We start from the raw sequence: 26,184 nt of genomic DNA, 5'->3' as shown, positions 1-26,184 counted from the left end.
TTCTTAACTCCATTCTGCTGCGGCCGGAGAAGCCAATAGCAATATTGGCTTAGAAATCGATCGCCCTGCCATTGATTTCGTAATCGCCGAAACGCGCCGGCTCGGCTCCGCCGCGGCCGCCGATCTCCGGCGGCAGCTCCAGCGGCTTCTGGTTTTTTCGCCGCTCCTCGGCTTCGGCAAGGGCGCGTCTGGCAGCCGGGGACAGCATCTTGCGCGGCGGCTCGGATCCCTCGGCCGTCGGCGTTTCGCTGTTGTCGTTATCGGCGTCCTGCATGGCCGTCTCCTGCCGGAAATATTGAAAATGGCTGATGAATAACCAAATCATAATGCGCCGGTGCCGGGATTGAAAGCTTGTGGTGCCGAAATTGGAGATGGAGATCCGCCATGAACCTCGTTCGCACTGCCATGTTGCTTGCCTTCATGACGGCGCTTTTCATGTTTGTCGGCTTCCTGATCGGCGGTCGGGCCGGCATGATGATCGCATTCGTCATTGCCGCCGGCATGAATTTCTTCTCCTATTGGAATTCCGACCGCATGGTGCTTTCGGCCTATCGCGCCCAGGAGGTCGATGAGCGCAACGCGCCGGAATTCTTTGCGATCGTGCGCGACCTCGCCCGCAATGCCGGCCTGCCGATGCCGAAGGTTTATCTTTACGACAGCCCACAGCCGAATGCCTTCGCCACTGGCCGCAATCCCGACAATGCCGCCGTCGCCGCCTCGACCGGCCTGCTCAGCGCCTTATCTGCCGAGGAGGTCGCAGGCGTGATGGCGCATGAACTGGCCCACATCCAGTACCGCGACACGTTGACGATGACGATCACGGCAACGCTTGCCGGCGCGATCTCCATGCTCGGCAACTTCGCCTTCTTCTTCGGCGGCAACCGTGAGAACAACAGCAATCCTCTCGGCTTCGTCGGCGTCATCGTCGCGATGATCGTGGCGCCGCTCGCCGCCATCCTGGTGCAGATGGCGATCAGCCGCACCCGCGAATATTCGGCCGACCGCCGCGGCGCCGAGATCTGCGGCAATCCGCTCTGGCTTGCCTCGGCGCTCGGCAAGATCGCGCGCGGTGCTGCCCATGTGCCGAACGAGGATGCCGAGCGCAACCCGGCGACAGCGCATATGTTCATCATCAATCCGCTCTCCGGCGAGCGCATGGACAATCTGTTTTCGACGCATCCGAACACGGAAAACCGCATCGCCGCGCTGCACGACATGGCGCAAGGCGGCATGAATGTCTCGACGTCGCCGGCTCGTGCTGCTAATCCGTCGCGCAAATCGCGCTCTGTTCCGGATACGGGTCTTGGTCGCGGTGGTTCGCAACCGCCAAAAGGTCCGTGGTCTTGAATTCAGACGGCACGAAGAAGCCATTCCGCAAGCATAAGCCCTCCACCGAGCGATCCGCTCCGGCAAAGCCTGGCCTGCAGGCCCGGGCCGCGGCTGCAAAAATTCTCGGCGCCGTCGTCGACCGCAAGCTGCCGCTCGACGGTGCTCTCGATCATGAACACGGCAATCCGGCCTATAGGGCGCTCGGCGAAAGCGACCGGGCGCTCGTCCGCGCCATCCTGAACACGACGCTACGCCACCTGCCGCGCATCGATGCCGCGATTGCCGGGCTGCTGGATTCGCCGCTGCCGGAGGGCGCAAGGGCGCTGCATCACGTGCTCGCAATCGGAGCGGCGCAGATCCTCTATCTCGATGTGCCGGATCATTCTGCCGTCGATCTCGCCGTCGAGCAGGCCAATCAGGATCCCCGCAATCGCCGTTTTGCCAAGCTGGTCAATGCCATTCTTCGCCGGCTCGGCCGCGAGAAGGAACAGGTTCTCGATGAGATCGGCAAGGTCGCGCCGATGCCGGCCTGGTTTATCGCCAGGCTGGAAAAGGCCTATGGCCGGGACGCGGCGCTGGCAATTTCGGAATCCCAGCTCGAACCGGCAGCAATCGATCTGACCGTCAAGTCCGACCCCCAAGGCTGGGCGAAGCGGCTGAACGGTGTCGTCCTGCCCACAGGCGGTATTCGTCTCGCCGCCTTCGACGGCGGTATCCCCTCGCTCGAAGGCTTCGATGAGGGCGCGTGGTGGGTGCAGGATGCGGCGGCAAGCATCCCTGCGAAGCTTTTCGGCGATCTCTCGGGCAGACGTACCGCCGATCTCTGTGCCGCACCCGGCGGCAAGACGGCGCAGCTCATCCTTGCCGGCGGCGCAGTCACCGCCCTCGACCAGTCGGAAAACCGGCTGAGACGGCTGCGGTCGAATCTCGACCGGCTCGGTCTCAAAGCGGAGACGATTGCGGCAGATCTGACGACATTCGAGCCGGCGGAGCGTTTTGACGCGATCCTGCTCGATGCCCCTTGCTCTTCCACCGGCACGACGCGTCGACACCCCGACGTGTTGTGGACCAAGGGAGCTGAGGATATCGCCAGGCTGGCGGCGCTGCAGGAACGGCTGCTGCGACACGCGCTAAGATTACTGAAGCCGGGCGGCACGCTGGTTTTTTCGAATTGTTCGCTCGATCCTGTCGAGGGTGAGGACGTCGTCGCCCGTGTTCTGTCCGATACGGATGCAATCGAGCGCGTTCCGATCGGCGCCGGAGACTGGCCTGGCCTTGAGGCGGCGATCACGCCGCTCGGTGAATTCCGTACGCTTCCCACCATGCTGAAAATGCCTGACGGCATCGGCTCCGGTCTCGACGGCTTCTATGCGGCTGTGCTGCGGCGCATGGCTTGATTGCAGGCTTGAGCGCTCGCGGCGAGCCTGGGCTGTACGAGGTGCTTCATAGCCTCGTGTCACGCATGCCGTTCTCCAAACCGCTCGCATGATTTCAGGTGAAACGCGTCAATGTGCGTATATTCGAACTTTGTCACGAATTAATTCATTGCGGACGATGAAATCGGCCACTTTTCACCTATTCTTAACCACGAGGGTCAATAGACAATAGAATATGCAGTCCGGTCGGCGTTTTGCGAGCATGTATGTTCGGGAGGCTTGGCGGCGCGCCTTGCGCCGCGTCGCGTTGTTGCGCCTGAAGCTCTTTCGCCATTCAATCAAGGTGCCGGAGCGTCTGATCGTAGCACCGACCGATCTGCGCAGCATCGATCCGCATGTGGCCGACGAGATCCTCAACGGACGGTTTCTCCTCGCCGGGCGCATGCTGGAAACCAACGAGAAGTCGCCCTTCACCTTCACCCTGCCCTCACGCCCCTTCGCGATCCGTCTTCACAGCTTCGGCTGGCTGCGGCATATGCGGGCGAACAAGACGGAGCGTAGTTCGGCTGTCGCCCGCGCGATCGTCGACAGCTGGCTTTCCATCCATGCCGGTCGCATGGAGGGGATTGCCTGGGAAACCGACGTCACCGCTCAGCGCGTTATTGCCTGGCTGTCGCATTCGCCGGTGGTACTGCAGAATGCCGATCGCGGCTTTTATCGCCGCTTCATGAAGTCGCTGGCGTTCCAGGTGAGGTTCCTGCACCGGATGGCGCCGTTCACCCTCGGCGGCCTGGAGCTGTTTCGGCTGCGTATCGCGCTGGCCATGGCCTCCGTCGCCATGCCGGCGCGCGCCTCTACGCTCAGAAGGGCGGCGCAGGCGCTCGACCGCGAATTCGATAGCCAGATTCTGCCGGATGGCGGCCATGTGTCGCGCAATCCGCGCGTCGGGCTGGAATTGCTGCTCGATCTGCTGCCGCTCCGGCAGACCTATGTCAATCTCGGCCATGACCTGCCGCAGAAACTGATCTCCGGCATAGATCGCATCTATCCGGCACTGCGGTTTTTTCGCCATCAGGACGGAGACCTGGCGCTCTTCAACGGGGCGACCTCCACGCTCGCAAACGAGCTGATGTCGGTGCTCAGATATGACGAGACCGCCGGTCAGCCGTTCAAGGCTTTGCCGCATTCGCGTTATCAGCGGCTTTCCGGAGGCAAGACGGTGATCATTGCCGATACCGGCACGCCGCCTTCGGGAGGCGCGCTTCGGACCGCGCATGCCGGCAGCCTCTCCTTCGAGATGTCGTCCGGACGTCATCGCTTCATCGTCAATTCGGGTTCGCCGAAATTTGCCGGGCATCGTTATGTCCAGATGGCGCGCACGACGGCGGCGCATTCGACCGTTATCCTCAACGACACCTCGTCCAGCCGCTTTTCGCCTTCGCCCTTCCTGAACCACGCAATCACCGAACCGGTGAGGACAATCACCGTCGAGCGTGCCGAAACCGAAGACGGACGCGACGGCATAAAGCTCAGCCATGACGGTTATCTCAGGGTGTTCGGGGTGCTGCACGAGCGTGAGCTGACACTCAATGCCGCAGGTTCGATCGTGACCGGCCGCGACCGGCTCGTCGTCCGCGAAGGATATGAGAGTGACGAGCCCCTGAAGGCCGTCGCCCGTTTTCATATCCATCCGTCGATCGTCCTGCATCAGAGTGACGGGGAGTCCGTGCTGCTGACGGCGCCGGACGGCGAAAGCTGGCTGTTTTCCGCACCCGGCAATGAAGTGCTGATCGCCGAGGATATCTTCTTTGCCGACAGCTCCGGCATCTGCGGCTCGGACCAGATCGAGATCGATTTCGATCTTGCCGAGAAGACCGAAATCCGCTGGTTTTTGTCCCGCAAAGGTTAGAAGCGGATGATTTTGAGCCGAGCGGCCAAAATCGGGATCGCATCCACATCAAAGAAGTAAAGTACGATGCCGTCCAAAAATGGCTCGTGCTTTTTGGCGTCATGCGCTGACGCCTGTTTGCGCGGCGGCAAAGCTGTGCTAACGCGGCGCCAGCATGCGAACATCCCTTGCGGATGTCCTCCCGAAGCCCGAACGGAGAAGGTTTCATGGCCGTCATTTCCAAGAAGATCCCCGCCCCCGACAAGGTCGAAATCAAGACCGCGCTCATCTCCGTCTTCGACAAGACCGGGATCGTCGACCTCGCCCACGCCTTGTCTGCCAGAGGTGTGCGCCTGCTTTCGACCGGCGGCACGTTTAAAGCGATCACCGCTGCCGGTCTTGCCGTCACCGATGTCTCCGAAATCACCGGTTTTCCGGAGATCATGGATGGGCGTGTGAAGACGCTGCATCCAACGGTGCATGGCGGCCTGCTGGCGATCCGTGACGATGGCGAACACCAGGAGGCGATGAAAAAGCACGGCATCGAGGGCATCGATCTCGCCGTCATCAACCTCTACCCCTTCGAAGACGTACGCGCGGCCGGCGGCGACTATCCGACGACCGTCGAGAATATCGATATCGGCGGTCCGGCGATGATCCGCGCATCGGCCAAGAACCATGCCTATGTGACGACCCTGACCGATCCGGCCGATTATGCCGAGCTGCTGGAGCAGCTTTCCGCAGATGACGGCAAGACCGCCTATGCCTTCCGCCAGCGCATGGCGGCCAAGGCTTATGCCCGCACCGCCGCCTATGATGCAATGATCTCCAACTGGTTCGCCGAGGCGCTGACGATCGACACGCCACGCCACCGGGTCATCGGCGGTGCACTGAAGGAAGAGATGCGCTACGGCGAAAATCCGCATCAGCAGGCCGCCTTCTACCTGACCGGCGAGAAGCGCCCGGGTGTTTCGACGGCCGCTCTTCTCCAGGGCAAGCAGCTCTCCTACAACAATATCAACGATACGGATGCCGCCTACGAGCTCGTCGCTGAGTTCCTGCCGGAGAAGGCGCCGGCCTGCGCGATCATCAAGCACGCCAATCCCTGCGGCGTCGCCACCGGATCGAGCCTGGTCGAGGCCTATCGGCGGGCGCTTGCCTGCGATTCCGTTTCCGCCTTCGGCGGCATCATCGCGCTCAACCAGACGCTCGATGCCGAAACGGCCGAAGAGATCGTCAAGCTCTTCACTGAAGTGATTATCGCGCCGGATGTCACGGAGGAGGCGAAGGCTATCGTCGCCCGCAAACCGAACCTGCGGCTGTTGTCTGCCGGTGGCCTGCCCGATCCGCGTGCTGCGGGCCTGACGGCAAAGACCGTTTCCGGCGGCCTGCTCGTCCAGAGCCGCGACAACGGCATGGTCGAGGATCTGGAACTCAAGGTCGTCACCCGGCGCGCGCCGACGGCGCAGGAACTTGAAGACATGAAGTTCGCCTTCAAGGTCGGCAAACACGTGAAGTCGAATGCCGTGGTCTATGCCAAGGACGGCCAGACCGCCGGTATCGGCGCCGGCCAGATGAGCCGTGTCGATTCCGCCCGCATCGCGGCGCTTAAGGCCGAAGAAGCCGCCAAGGCGCTCGGCCTCGCGGTTCCGATGACGCATGGCTCGGCGGTTGCCTCCGAGGCCTTCCTGCCTTTTGCCGACGGTCTTCTGTCGATGATCGCCGCAGGAGCGACGGCGGTTATCCAGCCGGGCGGCTCGATGCGCGACCAGGAAGTCATCGATGCCGCCAACGAACACGGCGTCGCAATGGTCTTTACCAGCATGCGCCATTTCCGGCACTGATCGGGTGCCGGCGGTGGCCGGCGCTCTTCCTCGAGCAGGTTCGTCCCTATGCGCGATCGGCCGGATAGGGTGTGCGGATCAAGAGTATCAATCCGCCGGCGAGGAACAGGATCAGCGTTGCCATTCCGAGCCGCGGTGATCCGCTCATATAGGTCACCAGCGAGAAGAGCAGCGTCGCCATGAAGCTGGTGGCGCGCCCCGACAGCGCGTAGATGCCGAAGTAGCGGCCGGCTTCATCGATGTTGACGCTGCGGGCGAGATAGGAGCGTGACGAGGCCTGCACCGGCCCGAAGGCGAGCCCGATCAGCAGGCCGTAGAGGATATAGGCCTTTTCTGCAGCCGTACCGAAGAGGCCGCCGGAATCCGCCGCCGGCAGCGGCATCATTCCGAACAGGGTGTAACCCGGTCCTGTCGAGATGATGCCGATCGTGGCGAGAAGCAGCATCGTGAGGCTGATGACGACCGTCACCTTCGAACCAACGCCCTTGTCGATGCGGCCGGCGATCAGGCAGCCGAAAATCGCAACGACATTCAGGATGATGCCGTAGATGCCGATCTCGATCGTCGCCCAACCGAACATCCCGGCCGCGAAGATGCCGCCAAGGATCAGCAGGCCGTTGACGCCGTCCTGATAGATCATGCGGGCGATGAGGAATTTCAGGATGCCGCGGCGCTCTCTAAGCTCGCCAAGCGTGTTTTTGAGTTCCCGCAAGCCGGAGCGCACCGCGGTGCCGAAGGGAAGACCCTTGCCGACATCGGGCGTGAAGAAGAACATCGGTAGGATGAAGATCAGATACCAGACGGCCGAGATCGGCCCGGTGATGCGTGCATCCTGGCCGGTCGCAGGATCGAGGCCGAACAGCGGATCAAGGCCGAGGATGGTCTTGCCGGTCTCGGGGCTCGCCGCCAAAAGCGTCACGACGGCAATGAGCACGATGATGCCGCCGAGATAACCGAGCCCCCAGGCGGTGTTGGAGAGCTTGCCGACCTCGTGCTTGCCGACCAGGCGCGGCATCATCGAATCGTTGAAGACGATCGAAAACTCGGCCGAGATCGAGGCGAGGATCATGAACACGACAGGATAGAGAACAGGCGAACCGGGTGCGGCGAACCACAGGCAGAACAGGCTGGCGATCTTGATGATCGCGAAGAAGCCGATCCAGGGTTTGCGCGCGCCGGACTGGTCGGCGATCGAGCCGAGCACGGGTGAGAGCAGGGCGATGATCACCGAGGAGATCGTCGCCATGTTGCTCCACGTCGTCTGCGCGGAAACCGGATCATCGGTCAGGCGGGAAACGAAATAGGGTCCGAAGATAAAGGTCGTGACCACGGTGAAGAAGGGCTGTGCTGCCCAATCGAAGAACATCCACCCCCAGATGCCCTTCTCCGTGGCCTTCGGCGGTTGCGTTCCTGTCCAGTCAATGCGATTCAACATCCGCTCCTTCTTTGACGCGGACTGTCTCACCTCACCCGGTCGCGCGCAAGATCGGTCAGGATACCTGCAGCAACGGTAATACGCGCGAGATTGGGATCGCCGCCGTCGCTGAGGGTTGAAAGCTCCTCGAGGATACGGTTGATGCGGATACGATCCTGCGCATGCCAGGCTTGAACGGGAAGCTTTTCCTTGCCGTGATCGGAAAGGGCGGAGATAACGATGTCGCGCCTTGCACTGGCGATTTGATCGATACTGCGGGCAAGCGCCAGATTCTCGTAATGGTCTGAGGTGAGGATCCGCCCGCCCGCCGCCAGCAGCCTGCCGATACGGAAGGTCTGCGACACGGCGATGTAGTTCTCGGCGGCGCGGACCAGGGGTTCGCCGGTGCGCTCGGCGATCTGCATGATCTCCGGCACCAGTGCGAAGATCGGGAGGCTGGCGATGTCGGCGGCGAGTTTTTCGGGCAGGCCCGCCTGGCTGTACTCCGCCTGGCGCACGGCGACCTCGCCGGCCACCTGTCCGGCGAAGGCGGTTTTCAGCTTCTTCAGGGCCGCCTGAAGCCGGCTAATCACTTCTGCCATATCGGCCTTGGTCATGCCCGTTTTCAGCAGCAGGCGCGTCAGCACGATAAAGCTGTGGCTGATCTCCTCGTAGATGCGGTTCTGCATCTCGCCTGATATCTTGCCGTCCAGGGCGTCCGTCCCGGCCCAGAGGCTGGTCAGGTCGAAACCGTCTCTAGCGACGATTGCGGCGCGCACCACTTCCGGTGCCGAAGCCGCCGTTGCGTCCATCATGGCGACGGTGAAGCTTGGCCCGCCGCGGTTGATCGCTTCGTTGGCAAGCACGGTCGCGACGATTTCGCGCTTCAGCCGGTGGCTGGCGATATCGCCGGCATTCGACTTCTGCATCTTCACGGGGAAATAATTCGAAAGCGTCGCGATAAAATAGGGATCGTCGGGCAGATCGCTTGCGGCCAGCGCATCGAAGAGCACGATCTTGGCATAGGACACCAGCACGCCGATTTCCGGCCGCGTCAGCGGCTTGCCGGCCGTATAGCGTTCGGCCAGCGTCTGGTCGTCCGGCAGCGTCTCGACTTTGCGGTTCAGCTGGCCGGCGCCCTCGAGCACAGTCATGAAGCGGCCAAGCTGCAGACCGTTTGCCGTGCCTTTGCGTTCCGTCAGTGAGATCGCCAGCGACTGCAGATAGTTGTTGCGCAGGACCAGGGTCGCCACTTCGCCGGTCATCGAAGAAAGAAGCTGGTCGCGTTTTGCGCGCGTCAGGCGCCCGTCATGCATGGCGGCTGCCAACGCGATCTTGATATTGACCTCCACGTCCGAGGTGTTGACGCCGGCCGAGTTGTCGATGGCGTCGGAATTGCAGCGCCCGCCCTTCAGACCATAGGCGATGCGGCCCTTCTGGGTGACGCCGAGATTTGCGCCCTCGCCGATCACCTTGGCGCGCACCTCCGCTGCTGTGATGCGGATCGGGTCGTTGGCGCGGTCGCCGACTTCGGTATCGGTTTCGGACGGCGCTTTCACGTAGGTGCCGATGCCGCCGAACCAGAGCAGGTCGACCGGGCTCTTCAGGATCGCCGTTATGATCTCGAAGGGCGTCGCCACGGCCTTGTCGATGCCGATCGCGGCAACCGCTTCCGGCGTCAGCGTGACCGATTTGGCGGCGCGGGAAATGATCATCGCGCCTTTCGAAAGCACGCTCTTGTCGAAGTCCTGCCAGCTTGAACGCGGCAGGTCGAAGAGCCGCTGGCGCTCAGTCAGCGTCTTTTCCATATGGGGATCGGGATCGATGACGATGTCGCGGTGATCGAAGGCGGCAATGAGCCGGATCTTCGGAGAAAGCAGCATGCCGTTGCCGAAGACGTCGCCCGACATGTCGCCGACGCCGGCGACGGTGAAGGGCGTCGTCTGGATATCGATGTCCATTTCCCGGAAATGGCGTTTCACGGTTTCCCAGGCGCCGCGGGCGGTGATGCCCATCTTCTTGTGGTCGTAGCCGGCCGAGCCGCCGGAGGCGAAGGCGTCGTCCAGCCAGAAGCCGGCTTCCTGCGCCAGTGCATTGGCGGTGTCGGAGAAGGTCGCTGTGCCCTTGTCGGCGGCGACTACGAAATAGGGGTCGTCACCGTCGAGCCTGACCGTATCCTTGGGCGGGACGATATCGGCGCCTGCTATGTTGTCGGTGATCGAAAGCAGCGTGCGGATATAGGTCTTGTAAGCCTCACGGCCGGCATTGAAGATCTCGTCGCGGCTGCCGCCGACGGGGAGTTTCTTCGGATAGAAGCCGCCTTTGGCACCGACCGGCACGATGACCGCGTTCTTGACCTGCTGGGCCTTGACGAGGCCGAGCACTTCGGTGCGGTAATCCTCGGCGCGGTCCGACCAGCGCAGGCCGCCGCGCGCCACCTTGCCGAAGCGCAGGTGCACGCCCTCGACTTCAACGCCGTAGACGAACATTTCGCGGAAGGGCTTCGGCTCCGGCAGCCCGTCGACCAGGTGCGGATCAAGCTTGAAGGCCAGCATGGGCTTCGGCGAACCGTCCGGGTTCTTCTGGAAATAATTGGTACGCAAGGTCGCATCGACGATATTGACGTAGCGGCGCAGGATACGGTCGTCATCGAGGCTCGGCACGTCGGCAAGTTCTGCCTCGATCGCCTGGTGCAGTTCGGCAAGCTTCTTGACGCGCACCTTCTCCGAAAGCCTGGTATCGAGCGTGTCATGGAAGAGACGGAAAATGGCGGCGGCGACATCAGGATATTTGTCGAGGGTCGTCGCGATATAATCCTGCGAATAGGCGATGCCGGCCTGGCGGAGATAACGCGCATAGGCGCGCAGCACATTCGTCTCGCGCGCCGAGAGCCCGGCCGAAAGGATCAGCCGGTTGAAGCTGTCATTGTCGATCGTGCCGGCGAAGGCGGCGACGAAGCCTTCCTCGAGAGCGGCGCCGTAACGCTGCAGATCGATCTCGCCGCCATTGCGGGCCTCGAGCTCCATATCGTGCAGCACGACGAGCTTTTTTTCTCCATCGGCGACCGGCACCCCGATGTCGAAAGTGCGTTCACTGACGACATTGAAGCCGAGATTCTCGAGAAGCGGCACGCGGCGCGACAGCGCCAGCTGGCCGCCGGCGTGGAAGATCTTCAAGGAAAGGATGCGGCCCTGTTCTTCCTGACGGTGATAAAACTGGATGCGCAGCGGCTCGCCGGCGGCGCAGGCACCGATATCGGCGAGGTCGGCCACGGTTTCCTCCGGCGTGAAGGAATCCTGGAAGGCTTGGTCGACCGATACCTTCGGCGCTTTGGCGCCTGCCAGCGCCTCGAAACGGTCGTCCCAGCGGGCGGTGATCTCGCGGATCACCTGCTCGAGCTTTGACTGCGGAATGCGTGGCGTCTTGCCGCCCGAGCGGCCGATGATGAAATGCACGCGCGCCACGCCGCCTTCCGGGAACGCCGGGTAATAGGCGGAGACACGGCCGTCATAGACAGTCTTCAGATAGGTGCCGATCCGCTCTCGGACGATCGAGTCGTATTCCTCGCGCGGCACGTAGACGATCACCGAGACGAAGCGGTCGAAATGGTCGATGCGCGGCAGGACGCGCACGCGCGGCCGATCGCCCAAATCGTTGATCTGTTCGGCAAAACTTGCAAGCAGCGTCGTATCGATCTGGAAAAGGTCGTCGCGCGGATAGGATTCCAGCGTATTGTCGAGCATGCGGCCGGAATGGCTCATCGGGTCGAAGCCGAAATGCTCCTTCACCTTCTCGATCTTGGAACGCAGCAGCGGGATTTCGGAGGCGAGCGAGGTATAGGCCGTCGAGGTGAAAAGACCGACGATGCGCAGTTCGCCGGTGACGTTGCCGTCGGCGTCGAAGCGCTTGACGCCGACATAATCCATATAGGCCCGGCGATGGACGATCGATTTCACATTCGCCTTGGTGACGATCAGGAAGTCGGGGCCGTCGAGGAAGGCAAGGATCTCAGGCGTCGTCGTCACCGCGTCCTTGCCGGTGCGCAGCACGAGAACATCGGGATTGGAAAGAATGCCGAGGCCAGCACCCTTGTCGCGCTCGACCCTCGCATCGGTCCCCTTGCCGGAATAGACATATTCGCGCATGCCGAGGAACGTGAAATTCTCATCGCGCAGCCAGGTCAGGAAAGCGACGGCTTCGTCGCGATCGGCCTTCTTCCGGCTGGCGCCATTGGCCGCAAGCTCGGCGATCACTCCGTCGATCTTGGAAAGCATCGGCTTCCAGTCGGAAACCGACAGGCGGACCTGTTCGAGTACTTTCTCGATGCGTTTGACGAGATCGGCGGCCTGGGCGGAATTGAGGGGCGCAATATGAAGCTGGATATGGCTGACGCGGTTGGCCGGATCGCTCGGGTGATCGGCGGAATAAAGCACCGGCGCCTGGCCCTTTTCCATGACCAGGATGGGATGCACGGCCATGAACAGGTCGCGATAGCTGCTCGTCACTTCACCCATGACCGATTCGAACAGAAAAGGCATGTTGTGGTCGGTGACAGAAAGCACCGAGACGGCGATGCCGTCAGGCGTCACATCGGCAATCGTGTCGATGCTGACGTGGGGCGCCTTGCCGTTCCAGGCGGCAAGTTCTTTTGCCGAATGCACCGCTGAGAGCGCCAGCATTTCCGGCGTATAGAGTTCGAGATCGTCATTGCTTGCCCGGCCGAAGAGAATTGCCGGATCGAGATGCGCCTCGCCTGTCGCCTTGGCGATCTTGCGCGCGCTTTCGATCTGCTTTTCCCGTTTCGGATTGTTTCTGGCAGCCATGGATCGCCTCCCTCAATGTCTGATTTTTTGCAAGCTAGCAGAAGATTCTTCGAAAAAATCTCTAAAAGAGAGGTCCGAAGGATTGTTCTGACGCTTTTTTGGCGCTGGAAACGAGAAATCGTAAGAGATTTTCCGCTTTCTTCGTCAAACGAAAGAGAAAGTCCCGTCTTCCGGTTTTCGTTCCGCCGAACATTTCCACGCCCGCATGAAGAATGGTTGACAGCGTGGCGTCAAAAAGATCATCAAACGCGGTCATCATTCGGATCTTGGATATCATGTCGGAAAATGCAGCGGGCGCAGTCATCGTCATTTCCAGCCATGTGGTGCGGGGCTCGGTCGGAAACCGGGCAGCCGTCTTTGCGCTGGAGACGCTTGGTCATCCGGTCTGGGCCCTGCCGACCATCGTGCTGCCCTGGCATCCCGGCCACGGCCGCTCGACGCGGCTGACTTTTGCGGAAACGGATTTCGACGCGGCGATCGACGATCTGATCCGCGCGCCCTGGATCGGCGAAGTCAAGGCGGTGCTCTCGGGCTATTTCGGCAATGCCGCCCAGGCGCGCTCCGTCGCCCGGCTGATCGGTGCGCTGAGGCAAAACAAGCCCGAGCTGCTCTATGTCTGCGATCCCGTCATGGGCGATCTCGGCGGCCTTTACGTGCCGGAAGCGACCGCTGAGGCCATTCGCGACCATCTCATTCCGCTCGCCTCGCTCGCAACGCCGAACCGCTACGAGCTCGCATGGCTTTCGGGGGCAGCCCTCGAAGACAACAGCGCGATCATGGAGGCGGCGCTCGCGCTCGGACCATCGCGCATGCTCGTCACTTCGGCGGTGCCGATGATGGCGGGTGGTACCGGCAATCTCTATCTTTCCGGCCGTCACGCGCTTCTTGCTGAGCATCGTGTTGTCGAGAACCCGCCGAATGGTCTCGGCGACCTCATCGCCGCCGTCTTCCTGTCGCGCCTGCTTTCCGGGATCGAGGACGAAAAGGCGCTGCAGCTTGCCACCGCCAGCGTCTTCGAGGTGCTTGCGCGTGCCGTCAAGCGCGGCAGCAACGAGTTGATGCTGGCAAGCGATGCTTCCAGTCTTTCGGCGCCGATGGCCATGGTGCAGATGCGCCGCCTTGTGCACCCGGCGCAGCGGCGGAAAAAATGACGCATCTGCCAATATGTTCATTTTGCGGTGCAGCAGTTGATCTTGTCTTCGGCGCGCGCTAATCCAGAAGCATGCAGCGTTTTCCAAATCCCCTTCTGGACGGCTATCGCAACTTCATGAACGGGCGTTATGCCGACGCCCGCGACAGGTATCGGCAGCTTGCCGACAACGGTCAGAATCCCCATACGCTTGTCATTGCCTGTTCGGATTCTCGCGCGGCACCGGAGCTGATCTTCGATGCCGGCCCGGGCGAGCTCTTCGTCATCCGCAACGTCGCCAACATGGTGCCGCCTTACGAGCCGGACGGTCATTTTCATTCGACCTCGGCCGCACTCGAATTTGCCGTGCAGGTGCTGAAGGTCTCGGATATCGTCGTGATGGGCCATGGCCGCTGCGGCGGCATCCGCTCGGCGCTCGATCCGAATGCCGAGCCATTGTCGCCCGGCGATTTCATCGGCCGCTGGATGTCGCTGGTCAAACCCGCCGCTGAGCAGATCCAGAGCAACGACGTGATGACGGCCGCCGAGCGGCAAACGGCGCTGGAGCGTGTCTCCATCCGCAATTCGATCAGCAATCTCAGAAGCTTTCCCGACATCAAGGCGCTCGAGGAGGCGGGAAAGCTTCATCTCCACGGTGCCTGGTTCGACATTTCGACCGGTGAACTCTGGGTCATGGACGCCGAGACACGCGACTTCATTCGTCCCGAAATCTAGGGACATGCCAGTTTATGACGATGCGGCAATCGTTGCCGAGCGCGTACGGCTGGCGATCGAGGCGGCGGATATCCCCCTGCCGAGCGGCGATGTTCGCAAGGTGACGGCGAGTTTTGGATGCGCCGGACGAGCAAATAAAGCCACCAACCGGAACTTCGAGGATCTGGTCAAACGCGCGCCGAAATGAAAAACGCCGCATATCGCAGCGGCGTTTTGGCGTATTCTATCGGCCCTATTTGCCGTCGATCTGCTGACCGATATAGGCGATCGCCTGCTGGTAGACGCTGGCGGCGTTCCAGCCCTGGATGGCGACGAAATTAGGCTCTCCCGGCTGATAGCCGGCGCCGGCGCGCCAGCCGTGGCCCTTAAGGAAATTCGCCGTCGAGGCCAGTGCATCGGCGCGGGAACCGACCATGTCGACGCGGCCGTTGCCGTCGCCGTCGGCGCCGAAGCGCACAACATTGCGCGGCAGAAACTGCGTCTGGCCGATTTCACCATGGGCAGCGCCCTTGGCCTGTGGGCTCAGATAACCCTCGGAGACGAGCTGGAGTGCTGCATAGAGCTGGTCGGTGAAATATTGCGAACGACGGCAGTCATAGGCAAGCGTCGAAACAGCCGACAGCGTATGCTGGTTGCCCATATAGCTGCCGAAACCGGTCTCCATGCCCCAGATCGCAATCAGCGGGCCGGCCGGAACGCCGTAACGGCGCTCGATCGAGGCAAAAAGCGCCTGATTGGCGACCTTCATGCTGCGACCGCGGGAGATGATCGTGGCACCCCCGCGCTTCTGCATGAAAGCGTCGAAGGAGAGCTTGAAGCTCTTCTGGCCGCGGTCGGCGGCAATCGTCGGCCTGTTGTAATTGACGTTGGCGAAGGCGCGGTCGAGGACCGAGCGGCTGACGCCGTTGGCTGCTGCTTCCTGCTTGAAGTCGGCGACCCATGCACCGAAACCGCTGCCATTATTGCCGCATTGAGCGCCCTGGGCCGCTGCCGGCAGCGCGTGGAGGACGCCCGCCGCCGTAAACGCCGCCAGAAAGAATGTTGTCATGCGCATGAGAAACCCCGCTTCCGATCTACTGAAGCGCGCCGCAGCCGATCGGGGCTATGCGACGCGCTCAAAGTCTTCGTTCTGTTCATGTCGCTGTCCGAACCGCTGCACGGTTTTGGACGGCATGCTTTGGCTTGATGCCGGGCAGAATGCCAGCCGAAGGCGATCTTGTCACGATCACCTTTTCAGCAAGCGCTTATGGACAGAAGCGTCCACAATTCGGCAAAAAGCCCTGCCTTCATCATCAGCAGGGCTTTAACATACTATGGTTTACAAATGGTATCAGGCGGCCTGCTTGCGCGGCTTGACGAGACCACGATTGACGAGCAACTCGGCGATCTGGATGGCGTTCAACGCAGCGCCCTTGCGCAGATTGTCGGAGACCACCCAGATGTTGAGGCCGTTTTCGACCGTCGCATCCTCACGGATGCGCGAGATGTAGGTCGCATCCTCACCGGCGGATTCATATGGCGTGATGTAGCCGCCATCCTCGCGCTTGTCGATGACGAGGCAGCCCGGTGCATCGCGCAGGATGTCGCGGGCCTGGTCGGCGGTGATCTCGTTTTCGAATTCGATGTTGACCGATTCCGAATGACCGATGAAAACCGGCACGCGCACCGCGGTGCAGGTCACCTTGATCTTCGGGTCGAGCATCTTCTTCGTCTCGGCCAGCACCTTCCACTCTTCCTTGGTGTAGCCGTCCTCCATGAAGACGTCGATGTGCGGGATGACATTGAAGGCAATACGCTTGGTGAACTTCTTGTTCTCGATCGGATCGGCGACGAAGACGGCGCGCGTCTGGTTGAAGAGCTCGTCCATGCCGTCCTTGCCGGCGCCGGAGACCGACTGGTAGGTCGAGATGACGACGCGCTTGATCTTGGCAAAGTCGTGCAACGGCTTCAACGCCACCACCAGCTGGGCGGTCGAGCAATTCGGATTGGCGATGATGTTGCGCTTGGTGAACTGGCTGATGGCATCCGGGTTCACTTCCGGCACGATCAGCGGCACGTCGGCGTCGTAGCGCCAGGCCGAGGAATTGTCGATGACGATGCAGCCCTGCTGGCCGATCTTCGGCGAGAACTTCTTGGAGACCTCGCCGCCGGCCGACATCAGGCATATGTCTGTATCGGAGAAATCGTAATTCTCCAGATTGGAGACCTTCAGCGTCCGGTCACCGTAAGAAACCTCGGTGCCCTGCGAACGCGAGGAGGCGAGTGCCACGACCTCATCGGCGGGGAAGCCTCGCTCGGAGAGGATGTTGAGCATCTCCCGGCCGACATTTCCGGTCGCTCCCGCAACTGCTACTTTGAAACCCATTTCTCAAGCTCTCTTTCTCTTCTCTCCTCTTGTCCGGTGAGGGGAAAGGCGCGATTAATCGCGTCTTCCTGTCCCCAGCCGAGCCGGGGAGAGAGCGGCAGGCCAGAGACGTCAGACGGTTTTCGTCGTCGTTTTGGCCTTGGTTTTGGAAGAAACCGGAACGGCAATGTCCATCCCGGCAACTCGTGCCCGGTCACTGCGATCAGCAATGGCGTGTTCGTCGCGAACCATGGAGATTCCTTTTCCGCTGTTGCTCTTAGAAGGTTTTCCACAGGAGTCAAGGTGTTTGCGTGAGCAGGCTGCTTCCGCCTGCCGCCGCAATCTCCGGTGCAGGCGCTGAGGGCTTAGCAGGTCTGCTTCCTAAAGCAGCAGAACCTTCCGCCTCCAAAATAGCATTGCCGGTAGGAGGCTACGCAGCGGCCCGATGGGGACGACGGAACGTGGTCTCATTAGACTAAAGTCATAATCCGAAAGCCTCTCTCTTTTTGATCTGTCGTTTCTGGCACACTCCCGTCAGGCGAGTCGCGGCCAGGGGTATGCTTTGAGGAGAAGCAGGTCGCGCGCGTTGATCATCACTCTGTGGAGGACAGACAATGGCAAATGTCGCAAGCATCGACGGCGCGAAGGCCGGTCCGATGACCGGCGAGGAGAAGAAGGTCATCTTCGCCTCTTCGCTGGGCACCGTTTTCGAATGGTACGATTTCTATCTCTATGGTTCGCTCGCCACCTATATCGGTGCGACCTATTTCACCCAATATCCCGAGGCAACGCGTAACATCTTCACGCTGCTCGCCTTTGCCGCCGGCTTCCTGGTCCGCCCCTTCGGCGCGCTGGTGTTCGGCCGTCTCGGCGATCTCGTCGGTCGTAAATACACCTTCCTGGTGACGATCATGATCATGGGTCTGTCGACCTTCCTCGTCGGCATTCTGCCGGGTGCCGCCACCATCGGTATAGCAGCCCCGATCATCCTGATCGCGCTTCGCCTGCTCCAGGGTCTGGCGCTGGGCGGTGAATATGGCGGTGCGGCGACCTATGTCGCCGAACATGCGCCGAACGGGCGCCGCGGCTACTTCACCTCGTGGATCCAGACGACGGCGACGCTCGGCCTGTTCCTGTCGCTGATCGTCATCGTCTTTGTCCAATATCTGATGGGTGCGGCTGAGTTCGCCGCCTGGGGCTGGCGCATTCCGTTCCTGCTCTCGTTCGTCCTGCTCGGCATTTCCGTCTGGATCCGCCTGAAGATGAACGAATCGCCGGCTTTCCAGCGGATGAAGGCGGAAGGCAAGGGCTCCAAGGCGCCGTTGACCGAAGCCTTCGGGACATGGAAAAATGCCAAGATTGCGATCATCGCGCTGCTCGGCGCCACCATGGGCCAGGCGGTCGTCTGGTACGGCGGCCAGTTCTATGCACTGTTCTTCCTGCAGAACGTGCTGAAAGTGGACCTGTTCTCGGCCAATGTCATGGTCGCCATCGCACTTCTCCTCGGCACGCCGTTCTTCGTCATCTTCGGCGGCCTCTCCGACAAGATCGGCCGCAAGCCGATCATCATGGCAGGCCTTCTCATTGCGGCGGTGACCTATCATCCGCTGTTCAAGGCGATGACCTGGACGGCAAACCCGGCGCTAGCCGAAGCGCAGGCTTCGATTCGGGCAACGGTGACAGCTGATCCGGCGGACTGCAGGTTCCAGTTCAACCCGACCGGCACGGCGAAGTTCACCAGCTCTTGCGACGTGGCGACGGCGTTCCTGACCAAGAACTCGGTGCCCTACGACGTCGTGCCCGGTACCGCCGGACAGCCGGCAACGGTGAAGGTCGGCAACGCGACGATCCCGAGCTTCGACGTCGCTGCCGCCGGCGACAAGGCCAAGGGCATGACTGCGGCCTTCGAAAAGGGCGTCAACATCGCGCTCCAAGGTGCCGGCTACCCGCTGAAGCGCGGCGCCGTCAAGGTGCCGGATGCCAAGCTCGATGCTTTCATCGCGGCCAATCCTGAACTGGCGCTCAACGCCGATACCGTGCGCGCCGGCGAGAAGGAAACCATGCCGGCAGCCAAGTTGGTCGAAGGCAAGCTGCTGACGGCGGATGAGACCAATGGCGTCACCGACATGGCGGTCTACAACATCGCCAATGGCGGCACTTTCGCCATGACCGCCGATCCCGCCCGCGTCAACTGGATCGGCACGATCGCCGTGCTGTTCGTCCTCGTCCTCTATGTGACGATGGTCTACGGCCCGATCGCCGCCCTGCTGGTCGAGCTTTTCCCGACCCGCATCCGCTATACCGGCATGTCGCTGCCCTATCACATCGGCAACGGCTGGTTCGGCGGCCTGCTGCCGGCAACGGCCTTCGCGATGAGCGCTGCCGCGGGCGATATCTACTACGGTCTCTGGTATCCGATCGTCTTTGCGACGATCACGCTGGTGATCGGCCTGATCTTCCTGCCGGAAACGAAGAACAGGGATATCCACACCATGGATTGAGCGGCGGATTGAGGCCAATCCTTGCTTGAGAAAAAAGGCCCGGCGCTCACATGGCGCCGGGCTTTTCCATATTACAGCGCCGCGCGTCTTTTCGAACGCGCAAAGGACGCTGTAATATTTTGAATTGCTGCATACTTTTATCCTTAAATCGATCCGATTTAAGGAGTTATGCCGAGCGAAACAGCTGCTTCGAGAGTGGCCAGCCGTCCGGCGCCAGCTTGAAAAGCAAGCTGCAGCGGGCAAAGACAATCGCCGTCAGCAGCGAGAACCAGCCGCCGAAGGCAAGGCCGGCGATGACGTCGCTCGGATAATGGGCGCCGACCATGACACGCGTCATGCCGAGCCAGATGGCGCAGGCGATAAAGGCGACGCGATAGCGCGGAAACAGCAGCGCGAAGGCGGCGAAGAAGGCGCCGACCGTGGTGGCATGGCCGGACGGGAAACTTTCGAAAGCGGAATGGCCCGAAAAGGGCGCGAAGGAAAACATGCCGTAGTCGTGGAAATGATCGGGACGCGCCCTGCCGATCGCACGCTTCAGCAGATTGGCGAGAAGTCCTGAGAAGACGACGGTGGCGAAGAGATAGGCGCCGATCCAGCTGACATAAAGCGCCTGCGCCTTGGAGCGCGCCGTCTTCAAAAGCTTGTAACCGGCCCTGCCCTGAAAGAACAGCAGGATGCTGGTGTAGATCAGCCAGGCGGAATCGCCGAAACCGGTCAGCAACTCGCCGAGGTGTTTCACCGGCGCGGGAGCTTCGCCGGCACCGATCGGCGCGTCGAAGAGCAGCATGGAAAGGATCACGGCATTGATCGTGACGAAGAGGCAGGCCTGCCAGCGCAAAGGCGGCATGCCGACGTCGCTCCGGCGCCAGCGCCTGTCCAGGGAAGCCCAAAATGCCCGCATTTCGTCGTCCGTTCGAATTGGCCTAGAGCGCCGCGCTTCCACCAGGACACGCTAAGGACGCTCTATTTCTTTGAATTGACGCATGATCCTTCATCGAAAATCGCTTCCGATTTCGGGATTATGCGCTCGCTAAAATCCGGCGCAAAAATACACGAGATTGTGGCCGAGAATAGTCCGTTTCGGATAATTCGACCAAGCGGGACGTGCTTCACCGCCCGCAAAGAAAAAGCCCTCCGCATGCGCGGTGCGAAGGGTTGGATACTGTTTCACGTGAAATATCAGGCGGAAAGCGTCTTGAACTCGGCGAGGATCGCATCGCCCATTTCGACGGTGCCGACCTGCCTTGCGCCATCGGCCATGATGTCGCCGGTGCGGACGCCCTTGTCGAGCACGTTGGCGATCGCCTTTTCCAGATCGTCGGCTTCCTTCACCAGATTGAAGGAGTAACGCAGGCACATGGCGAAGGAGGCGATCATGGCGATCGGATTGGCGATGCCCTTGCCGGCGATGTCAGGGGCCGAGCCGTGCACAGGTTCGTAGAGCGCCTTGCGCTTGCCGGTCTTGCCGTCGGGCGCGCCGAGCGAGGCCGACGGCAGCATGCCGAGCGAGCCGGTCAGCATGGCGGCGACATCGGAGAGCATATCGCCGAAGAGATTGTCGGTGACGATCACGTCGAACTGCTTGGGCTGGCGCACCAGCTGCATGCCGCCGGCATCGGCCAGCATGTGTTCGAGCTGAACGTCGGAATATTTCGCCTTATGCGTCTCGGTTACCACCTGGTTCCAGAGCACGCCCGACTTCATGACGTTGCGCTTTTCCATGGAGCAGACGCGATTCTGCCGCGTGCGGGCCATTTCGAAGGCGACGCCGGCGATGCGCTCGATCTCGTAGGTATCGTAAACCTGCGTGTCGATGCCGCGCTTCTGGCCGTTGCCGAGGTCGATGATTTCTTTTGGTTCGCCGAAATAGACGCCGCCCGTCAGCTCGCGGATGATCAAGATATCGAGGCCTTCGACCAGCTCCGGCTTCAGCGACGAGGCCGCAGCAAGGGCCGGATAGCAAATGGCGGGGCGCAGATTTGCGAAGAGTTGCAGATCCTTGCGCAGGCGCAGCAGGCCGGCTTCCGGGCGCACTTCGTAAGGCACGCTATCCCATTTCGGGCCGCCGACGGCGCCGAACAGAACGGCATCGGCGGCAAGCGCCTTCTGCATGTCGGCTTCCGAGATGGCAGCGCCATGCGCATCATAGGCGCAGCCGCCGACAAGGCCTTCGTCGGTGACGAAACCGGCATTCATCGCCTCGTTCATATAGGCGATGATCTTGCGGACCTCGCCCATGGCCTCGGGACCGATGCCGTCACCCGGCAGCAGGAAAAGATTGCGCGCTGTCATGAAACCCTCCTGGGAAAAACAAGTTGCGGTTTCTTAGACCCCGGAAATGGGCATTTCAAGCGACAGAAGCGGTGAATCGGTACGCTTCGCTCTGAGCCGCGGTAGTTGCTCCTGCGTCCGCAAACGGATTAGAACGGTGACCCTATCTTTATCCTGGATGGTTCCGATGCCTTTCGCGCCTCTCCACCTCGACACGCCCTTGCTCCAGACGGCACCTGGCTACAGCGCCAGCGGCAAACCGCTCTGGCTGAAGCTCGATGCGCTGCAGCCTTCCGGCAGCTTCAAGCTGCGCGGCGTCGGCCGGCTTTGCCAGCATGAGGTGGAAAATGGCGCGCGCGAAATCTTCTGCGCGTCCGGCGGCAATGCCGGCATTGCGGCCGCTTATGCCGGCCGGGCGCTCGGTGTGCCGGTCACAATCGTCGTGCCGGAGACGACGGCGGCCGACGTACGCCAGACGATTGCCGCAACGGGCGCGAATGTCCTCGTTCATGGTTCGGTTTTCGATGAGGCCAATGCCCATGCGGTCGAACTCGCCCGGAGCCGCAAGGCAAGCTATGTGCACCCCTTCGACCATCCGCTTCTGTGGGATGGCCATGCCACGCTGATCGACGAGGTGGTGGCGAAAGGGGCAAAATTCGATTGCGTCGTCACCAGCGTCGGCGGCGGCGGGCTGCTTGCCGGCATTGTCGAGGGGTTGAAGCGCAACGGGCTTTCCCTTGTGCCTGTTATCGCCGTCGAAACGGAAGGGGCGGCTTCGCTCCATGCCAGCCTCAAGGCGAATGAGCGTATCACCCTTCCCGCCATTACCTCGATTGCCAATTCGCTCGGGGCGCGGCAGGTGGCGCAGCATGTCTTCGACCTGCCGCAGCAGCATCCGATCGAAAGTGTTCTCGTCAGCGACGCCGATGCCGTTGCCGCCTGTCTGAAATTTGCCGATGCGCAGCGCATTCTGGTCGAGCCGGCTTGCGGTGCGGCCCTTGCGGTTGCCGATGTGCACGCCGGGCTGCTTCAGCGCTTCGACAATCCGCTTATCGAAGTCTGCGGCGGCATCGGCGTGTCGCTCGAAAAACTCAGGGGCTGGAAAGAAAAATTTCTTTGACCACACCAAAGAAAAAGCCGGGCGTAAGCCCGGCTTGATGCGGTAACCGATTGGAAGGGCTCAGGCTGCCCAGGGGTGCGAAGCGGCGTTCTTCTTTTCGAAGCTGTCGATCGCCTTGCCCTTTTCCAGCGTCAGGCCGATATCGTCGAGGCCGTTCAGCAGGCAGTGACGCTTGAACTCGTCAAGATCGAACTTGATCAAGCCACCATCGGGGCCGGTGATCTCGAGATTTTCGAGGTCGACGGTCAGGATGGCGTTGGAGCCGCGCGAGGCGTCGTCCATCAGCTTGTCGAGATCTTCCTGGCTGACCTTGATCGGCAGGATGCCGTTCTTGAAACAGTTGTTGTAGAAAATATCGGCGAAGCTGGTCGAAATAACGCAGCGGATGCCGAAATCCAGAAGCGCCCAGGGCGCGTGCTCGCGTGAGGAGCCGCAGCCGAAATTGTCGCCGGCAACCAGGATCTTGGCATCGCGATAGGCCGGCTTGTTCAGCACGAAATCAGGGTTTTCTGAGCCGTCTTCGTTATAACGAGCCTCCGCGAAGAGGCCGGTGCCGAGGCCGGTGCGCTTGATCGTCTTCAGATAATCCTTCGGAATGATCATGTCGGTGTCGACGTTGACGACCGGCAGAGGCGCTGCAACGCCCGTGAGCTTCACGAATTTATCCATGACCCATGCTCCATTTCAGCAAATCTACTTCCTGAATTTGCATCTAGTCCAGTTTTTCGCCGAAATGAAGGAGAATCTTTCACAGATGGCGGCCACGCGACGTTTCGCGCGGTCCGCCGATTGCGGCTGTCCCTTATTTGGACGGTGCGTTAAACCCCCAGAGGACGCCGAACGGATCACGAAGCTGGCCATAGCGGTCGCCCCAGAACATCAGTTCGACCGGCATGACGACTTCGGCGCCGGCAGCAACCGCGCGATCCCACCAGAAATCGATATCGTCGATGATCAGCTGAATGGCGAAGCCTTCATGGCCTTTGAAGGGATGGCCGTAGTCAGGATAGGCATCCGACAGCATGAGGGAGCTGCCGTTGATGTAGAGATGCACATGCATCGTTCTGCCGCTCTCGTCCACCGGCACGAGATAGGCCTCTTCGGCGCCGAAAGCCTTCTTGTAGAATTCCGCAGCTTTCACCGCGCCGTCGACCGTCAGATAGGGCAGCAGGCCGTTCTTGACCGGTGGCATCTTGGTCGGGTTGCTCTCTGTCGTCGCATCCATGCTTGTCCTCCATTCGTTTTTGAGCGCCGGCTGAATGCCTGGCTGCTTCAAGGACGCAGCATGGAAGCGTGATCCGACAGGGTCGGCCGAAATTTTTCAGCGAACCAAATTTTCAGCGAAAAGGTGATCAGAGATCGATGATCGTGCCGCGGCCGTCGTTCCACACGCGCATCTCGCGCTTACCATTGTTTGCCTTGGCGCGGACCGGAGCGGGCTTCATCTTCATCGAAAGCGCGCGTCCGACCATGAGCACGGTCAGGATGCCGCCAACGGCGAGCGTCACCGAAAAGGTGAAAAGCAGCATGGCCACGAAAACGGTGGCGCCGGCAAGCATGAGGAAGATGGAGCGAATGTTCTGCATGGTTAGAGACCTTTCTTCGGAAAGGAATGTGGTCCTTCTCCTTCCTCTCTGCAAGGCAAGCATGGCTTTTTGTTGTTCTGCTAGATGTGTGGGGTGGGCTGCTTGCTTCGGCTTTCAAAGCTTGGCACTAATTCGCCATGAGCCGAAACCCTACGACCCGCTCCATCCGCCTGCGCCGTTCGGTGCTGAGCGTGCCTGCCATCAATCCCCGCGCCCTTGAAAAAACCCATGCGGTCGATTGCGATGCGGTGATCTTCGATCTCGAGGATTCCGTGGCGCCGGAAAAGAAGGCGGAAGCGCGGGAAAATCTAAGGAATTTCTTTTCGGCTCGGCTGCTTCAAGGCAAGGAGCGGATCATCCGCATCAACAGTCTGTCCACCGATTTCGGCCTGGCGGACATGGAGCTGGTGATGGCGCTTGGTCCCGATGCCGTGCTGCTGCCGAAGGTCGACGAACCGCAGGATATCATGGCGCTCAGTGACCTTCTCTCCGAGGCCGATGCACCGGAAGATCTGCGCATCTGGGCGATGATCGAGACACCGCGCGGCATCCTGAATGCGGCTGTTATCGCCGAAGCCGGGCGCATGCCGGGCTCACGGCTCGATTGTCTCGTCGTCGGGCTGAACGACCTGCGCAAGGAAACCGGCGTGCTGCCGCAGCCGGGGCGGAGCTATCTCGTGCCGTGGCTGATGCAGGTCGTCCTTGCGGTCAGTGCCTACGGACTCGATGCGATCGACAGCGTCGTCAACGATTTCAGGGACGAACAGGGTTTCGATGCCGAATGTCTGCAGGGCCGGGCCATGGGCTTTGCCGGCAAGATGCTGATCCATCCGGCGCAGATCGAGCCCGCCAACCGGCATTTCAGCCCGGATCCGGCAGCGATTGCGGAAGCGAAGGCGATCATATCAGCCTTTGCCGACCCCGCCTCCGATGGGCTCAACGTCATCAACGCAGGCGGGCGGATGGTCGAGCGGCTGCATCTTGTCCAGGCGGAAAGTCTGGTCCATAAAGCGCGCCTGATAGCAGCCCGCCAGGCTGCAGCACGAAAGACGATGTGATGAAACTCTACCGCTTCCTGACCGGTCCCGACGATGCTTCCTTCTGCCATAAGGTCACCGCCGCCCTCAACAAGGGCTGGTCGCTGGAGGGCTCGCCGACCTATGCCTTCAATGCCGCAACCGGTGCGATGCAGTGCGGCCAGGCCGTCGTCAAGCATGTCGAAGGCAAGGACTACGATCCCGAGATGAAGCTCTCCGAGCAGTGAGGTTTTAGCGCATTACCCCGAAAATCGTAACCGATTTTCGGAAAGGATTATGCGTGATTGAAAGTGATAGAGCGTCCTTAGCGCGTCCTTGGACGCGCGGCGCTCTATCGCTCGGCGGCTTCCTCGGCGCTTGCCTCGATCCGCTCCATGTCATCGTCGCTCAGCCCGAAATGGTGGCCGATCTCGTGGATCAGGACGTGGGTGATGATATCGCCGAGCGTCTCGTCGTTCTCAGCCCAGTAGTCGAGAATGGGACGGCGGTAGAGGCGGATGCGGTTCGGCATCTCGCCGGTTTCCACCGTGAAACGTTCGGAAATGCCCCTCCCCTCGAAAAGGCCGAGCAGATCGAAAGGGGTTTCCAGCGCCATGTCCTCGAAAACGTCGTCATCGGGGAAATCCTCGATCTCGATCGTGAGGTTGGTCGTCAGCTGGCGGAATTCATCCGGGAGATGGCTATAGGCCTCCATCGCCAGCGACTCGAAGGCGCTGATCGTCGGCGCATGGCGATCCCGCCAATCATCGCTCTGGTCTATGCGGGCCATGAACATTCCTTCCTTTGC

The 26,184-nt window shown here is 61.2% G+C and carries 23 protein-coding genes and 1 pseudogene; 11 read left to right on the top strand and 13 right to left on the bottom strand.

Going from position 1 to position 26,184, the window contains the following annotated elements; genetic code table 11:
- Positions 1 to 49: 49 nt before the first annotated feature.
- Positions 50 to 274 carry a DUF1674 domain-containing protein gene (locus BS630_RS14550; protein ID WP_065282598.1) on the bottom strand — a complete coding sequence of 75 codons (225 nt, stop codon included), beginning with the start codon at positions 272 to 274 and terminating at the stop codon, positions 50 to 52.
- Positions 275 to 384: 110 nt separating this feature from the next.
- On the opposite strand from BS630_RS14550, the gene htpX reads away from it, so the two are divergent.
- The 4 genes from htpX to purH all read left to right on the top strand — a co-directional run bounded on the left by htpX (position 385) and on the right by purH (position 6,437).
- Positions 385 to 1,347, top strand: coding sequence for a zinc metalloprotease HtpX (htpX, locus tag BS630_RS14545; protein WP_077978014.1), 963 nt, complete (start codon positions 385 to 387; stop codon positions 1,345 to 1,347).
- Positions 1,338 to 2,726, top strand: coding sequence for an RsmB/NOP family class I SAM-dependent RNA methyltransferase (locus BS630_RS14540; RefSeq protein WP_077978013.1), 1,389 nt, complete (start codon positions 1,338 to 1,340; stop codon positions 2,724 to 2,726). The genes htpX and BS630_RS14540 overlap by 10 nt, the downstream gene beginning before the upstream one ends.
- Before the next feature lie 214 nt (positions 2,727 to 2,940).
- Positions 2,941 to 4,614, top strand: coding sequence for a heparinase II/III family protein (locus tag BS630_RS14535; RefSeq protein WP_077978012.1), 1,674 nt, complete (start codon positions 2,941 to 2,943; stop codon positions 4,612 to 4,614).
- 206 nt (positions 4,615 to 4,820) lie between these two features.
- Entirely contained in the window at positions 4,821 to 6,437 is a 1,617-nt protein-coding gene (gene purH / locus BS630_RS14530) for a bifunctional phosphoribosylaminoimidazolecarboxamide formyltransferase/IMP cyclohydrolase (RefSeq protein ID WP_077978011.1), read from the top strand.
- A 46-nt stretch (positions 6,438 to 6,483) separates the two neighbouring features.
- Here purH and BS630_RS14525 read toward each other — a convergent pair whose 3' ends face one another.
- The 3 genes from BS630_RS14525 to BS630_RS14515 form a co-directional block, all read right to left on the bottom strand.
- The gene (locus BS630_RS14525; RefSeq protein ID WP_077978010.1) at positions 6,484 to 7,872 is read right to left on the bottom strand and encodes an MFS transporter; all 1,389 of its coding nucleotides are present in this window, start codon (positions 7,870 to 7,872) and stop codon (positions 6,484 to 6,486) included.
- A gap of 26 nt (positions 7,873 to 7,898) precedes the next feature.
- Positions 7,899 to 12,674 carry an NAD-glutamate dehydrogenase gene (locus tag BS630_RS14520; RefSeq protein WP_077978009.1) on the bottom strand — a complete coding sequence of 1,592 codons (4,776 nt, stop codon included), beginning with the start codon at positions 12,672 to 12,674 and terminating at the stop codon, positions 7,899 to 7,901.
- A gap of 61 nt (positions 12,675 to 12,735) precedes the next feature.
- Entirely contained in the window at positions 12,736 to 12,930 is a 195-nt protein-coding gene (locus BS630_RS14515; RefSeq protein WP_245006931.1) for a hypothetical protein, read from the bottom strand.
- A 19-nt stretch (positions 12,931 to 12,949) separates the two neighbouring features.
- Here BS630_RS14515 and pdxY point away from each other — a divergent pair, with 19 nt between their 5' ends.
- The 3 genes and pseudogenes from pdxY to BS630_RS38650 form a co-directional block, all read left to right on the top strand.
- Positions 12,950 to 13,825 (top strand): pyridoxal kinase PdxY, encoded by an 876-nt coding sequence (gene pdxY / locus BS630_RS14510; RefSeq protein ID WP_077978008.1) that lies wholly within the window; start codon positions 12,950 to 12,952, stop codon positions 13,823 to 13,825.
- A gap of 71 nt (positions 13,826 to 13,896) precedes the next feature.
- Positions 13,897 to 14,538, top strand: coding sequence for a carbonic anhydrase (locus tag BS630_RS14505; protein WP_077978007.1), 642 nt, complete (start codon positions 13,897 to 13,899; stop codon positions 14,536 to 14,538).
- 16 nt (positions 14,539 to 14,554) lie between these two features.
- Positions 14,555 to 14,859 (top strand): annotated as a pseudogene (locus BS630_RS38650) (nucleotidyl cyclase domain-containing protein); the annotation flags it as partial.
- Here the strand turns inward: BS630_RS38650 and BS630_RS14495 are convergent.
- The 3 genes from BS630_RS14495 to BS630_RS14485 all read right to left on the bottom strand — a co-directional run bounded on the left by BS630_RS14495 (position 14,771) and on the right by BS630_RS14485 (position 17,224).
- On the bottom strand, positions 14,771 to 15,592 hold the full coding sequence (locus BS630_RS14495; RefSeq protein WP_077978005.1) for a lytic murein transglycosylase: 822 nt from the start codon (positions 15,590 to 15,592) through the stop codon (positions 14,771 to 14,773). The pseudogene BS630_RS38650 and the gene BS630_RS14495 sit on opposite strands and share 89 nt — an antisense overlap.
- Positions 15,593 to 15,868: 276 nt before the next feature.
- Complete coding sequence (locus tag BS630_RS14490) at positions 15,869 to 16,903, bottom strand: aspartate-semialdehyde dehydrogenase (protein WP_012759513.1); 1,035 nt, start codon at positions 16,901 to 16,903, stop codon at positions 15,869 to 15,871.
- 111 nt (positions 16,904 to 17,014) lie between these two features.
- A complete protein-coding gene (locus BS630_RS14485; RefSeq protein ID WP_077978004.1) occupies positions 17,015 to 17,224 on the bottom strand; it encodes a hypothetical protein in 210 nt (69 codons plus the stop codon).
- A 272-nt stretch (positions 17,225 to 17,496) separates the two neighbouring features.
- On the opposite strand from BS630_RS14485, the gene BS630_RS14480 reads away from it, so the two are divergent.
- On the top strand, positions 17,497 to 19,383 hold the full coding sequence (locus tag BS630_RS14480) for an MFS transporter (protein WP_077978003.1): 1,887 nt from the start codon (positions 17,497 to 17,499) through the stop codon (positions 19,381 to 19,383).
- A 166-nt stretch (positions 19,384 to 19,549) separates the two neighbouring features.
- Here BS630_RS14480 and lpxE read toward each other — a convergent pair whose 3' ends face one another.
- Together lpxE and leuB are read right to left on the bottom strand one after the other, a co-directional pair.
- Positions 19,550 to 20,284 carry a lipid A 1-phosphatase LpxE gene (gene lpxE, locus BS630_RS14475; RefSeq protein ID WP_077978002.1) on the bottom strand — a complete coding sequence of 245 codons (735 nt, stop codon included), beginning with the start codon at positions 20,282 to 20,284 and terminating at the stop codon, positions 19,550 to 19,552.
- A 278-nt stretch (positions 20,285 to 20,562) separates the two neighbouring features.
- The gene (gene leuB / locus BS630_RS14470) at positions 20,563 to 21,675 is read right to left on the bottom strand and encodes a 3-isopropylmalate dehydrogenase (protein WP_077978001.1); all 1,113 of its coding nucleotides are present in this window, start codon (positions 21,673 to 21,675) and stop codon (positions 20,563 to 20,565) included.
- A gap of 166 nt (positions 21,676 to 21,841) precedes the next feature.
- On the opposite strand from leuB, the gene BS630_RS14465 reads away from it, so the two are divergent.
- Positions 21,842 to 22,774: a pyridoxal-phosphate dependent enzyme gene (locus BS630_RS14465; RefSeq protein ID WP_077978000.1), complete on the top strand. Its 933-nt coding sequence runs from the start codon at positions 21,842 to 21,844 to the stop codon at positions 22,772 to 22,774.
- Between the two features lie 60 nt (positions 22,775 to 22,834).
- Here the strand turns inward: BS630_RS14465 and leuD are convergent, their stop codons facing one another.
- From leuD to BS630_RS14450, 3 genes are all read right to left on the bottom strand, one after another.
- Positions 22,835 to 23,443 carry a 3-isopropylmalate dehydratase small subunit gene (gene leuD, locus BS630_RS14460; protein WP_003543984.1) on the bottom strand — a complete coding sequence of 203 codons (609 nt, stop codon included), beginning with the start codon at positions 23,441 to 23,443 and terminating at the stop codon, positions 22,835 to 22,837.
- A 133-nt stretch (positions 23,444 to 23,576) separates the two neighbouring features.
- Entirely contained in the window at positions 23,577 to 23,999 is a 423-nt protein-coding gene (locus tag BS630_RS14455; protein ID WP_077977999.1) for a VOC family protein, read from the bottom strand.
- A gap of 127 nt (positions 24,000 to 24,126) precedes the next feature.
- Positions 24,127 to 24,360 (bottom strand): hypothetical protein, encoded by a 234-nt coding sequence (locus BS630_RS14450; RefSeq protein ID WP_077977998.1) that lies wholly within the window; start codon positions 24,358 to 24,360, stop codon positions 24,127 to 24,129.
- 137 nt (positions 24,361 to 24,497) lie between these two features.
- Between BS630_RS14450 and BS630_RS14445 the strand changes: the two genes are divergently transcribed.
- Together BS630_RS14445 and BS630_RS14440 are read left to right on the top strand one after the other, a co-directional pair.
- On the top strand, positions 24,498 to 25,418 hold the full coding sequence (locus BS630_RS14445) for an HpcH/HpaI aldolase/citrate lyase family protein (protein ID WP_077977997.1): 921 nt from the start codon (positions 24,498 to 24,500) through the stop codon (positions 25,416 to 25,418).
- Complete coding sequence (locus BS630_RS14440; RefSeq protein ID WP_017962591.1) at positions 25,418 to 25,624, top strand: DUF1737 domain-containing protein; 207 nt, start codon at positions 25,418 to 25,420, stop codon at positions 25,622 to 25,624. The genes BS630_RS14445 and BS630_RS14440 overlap by 1 nt, the downstream gene beginning before the upstream one ends.
- 104 nt (positions 25,625 to 25,728) lie before the next feature.
- Here BS630_RS14440 and BS630_RS14435 read toward each other — a convergent pair whose 3' ends face one another.
- Positions 25,729 to 26,166: a metallopeptidase family protein gene (locus BS630_RS14435; protein ID WP_003543974.1), complete on the bottom strand. Its 438-nt coding sequence runs from the start codon at positions 26,164 to 26,166 to the stop codon at positions 25,729 to 25,731.
- Between the last annotated feature and the right edge of the window lie 18 nt (positions 26,167 to 26,184).

This window comes from Rhizobium laguerreae, from assembly GCF_002008165.1.
Classification (GTDB): domain Bacteria; phylum Pseudomonadota; class Alphaproteobacteria; order Rhizobiales; family Rhizobiaceae; genus Rhizobium; species Rhizobium laguerreae.
This window is presented reverse-complemented; position numbering and strand designations above follow the sequence as displayed.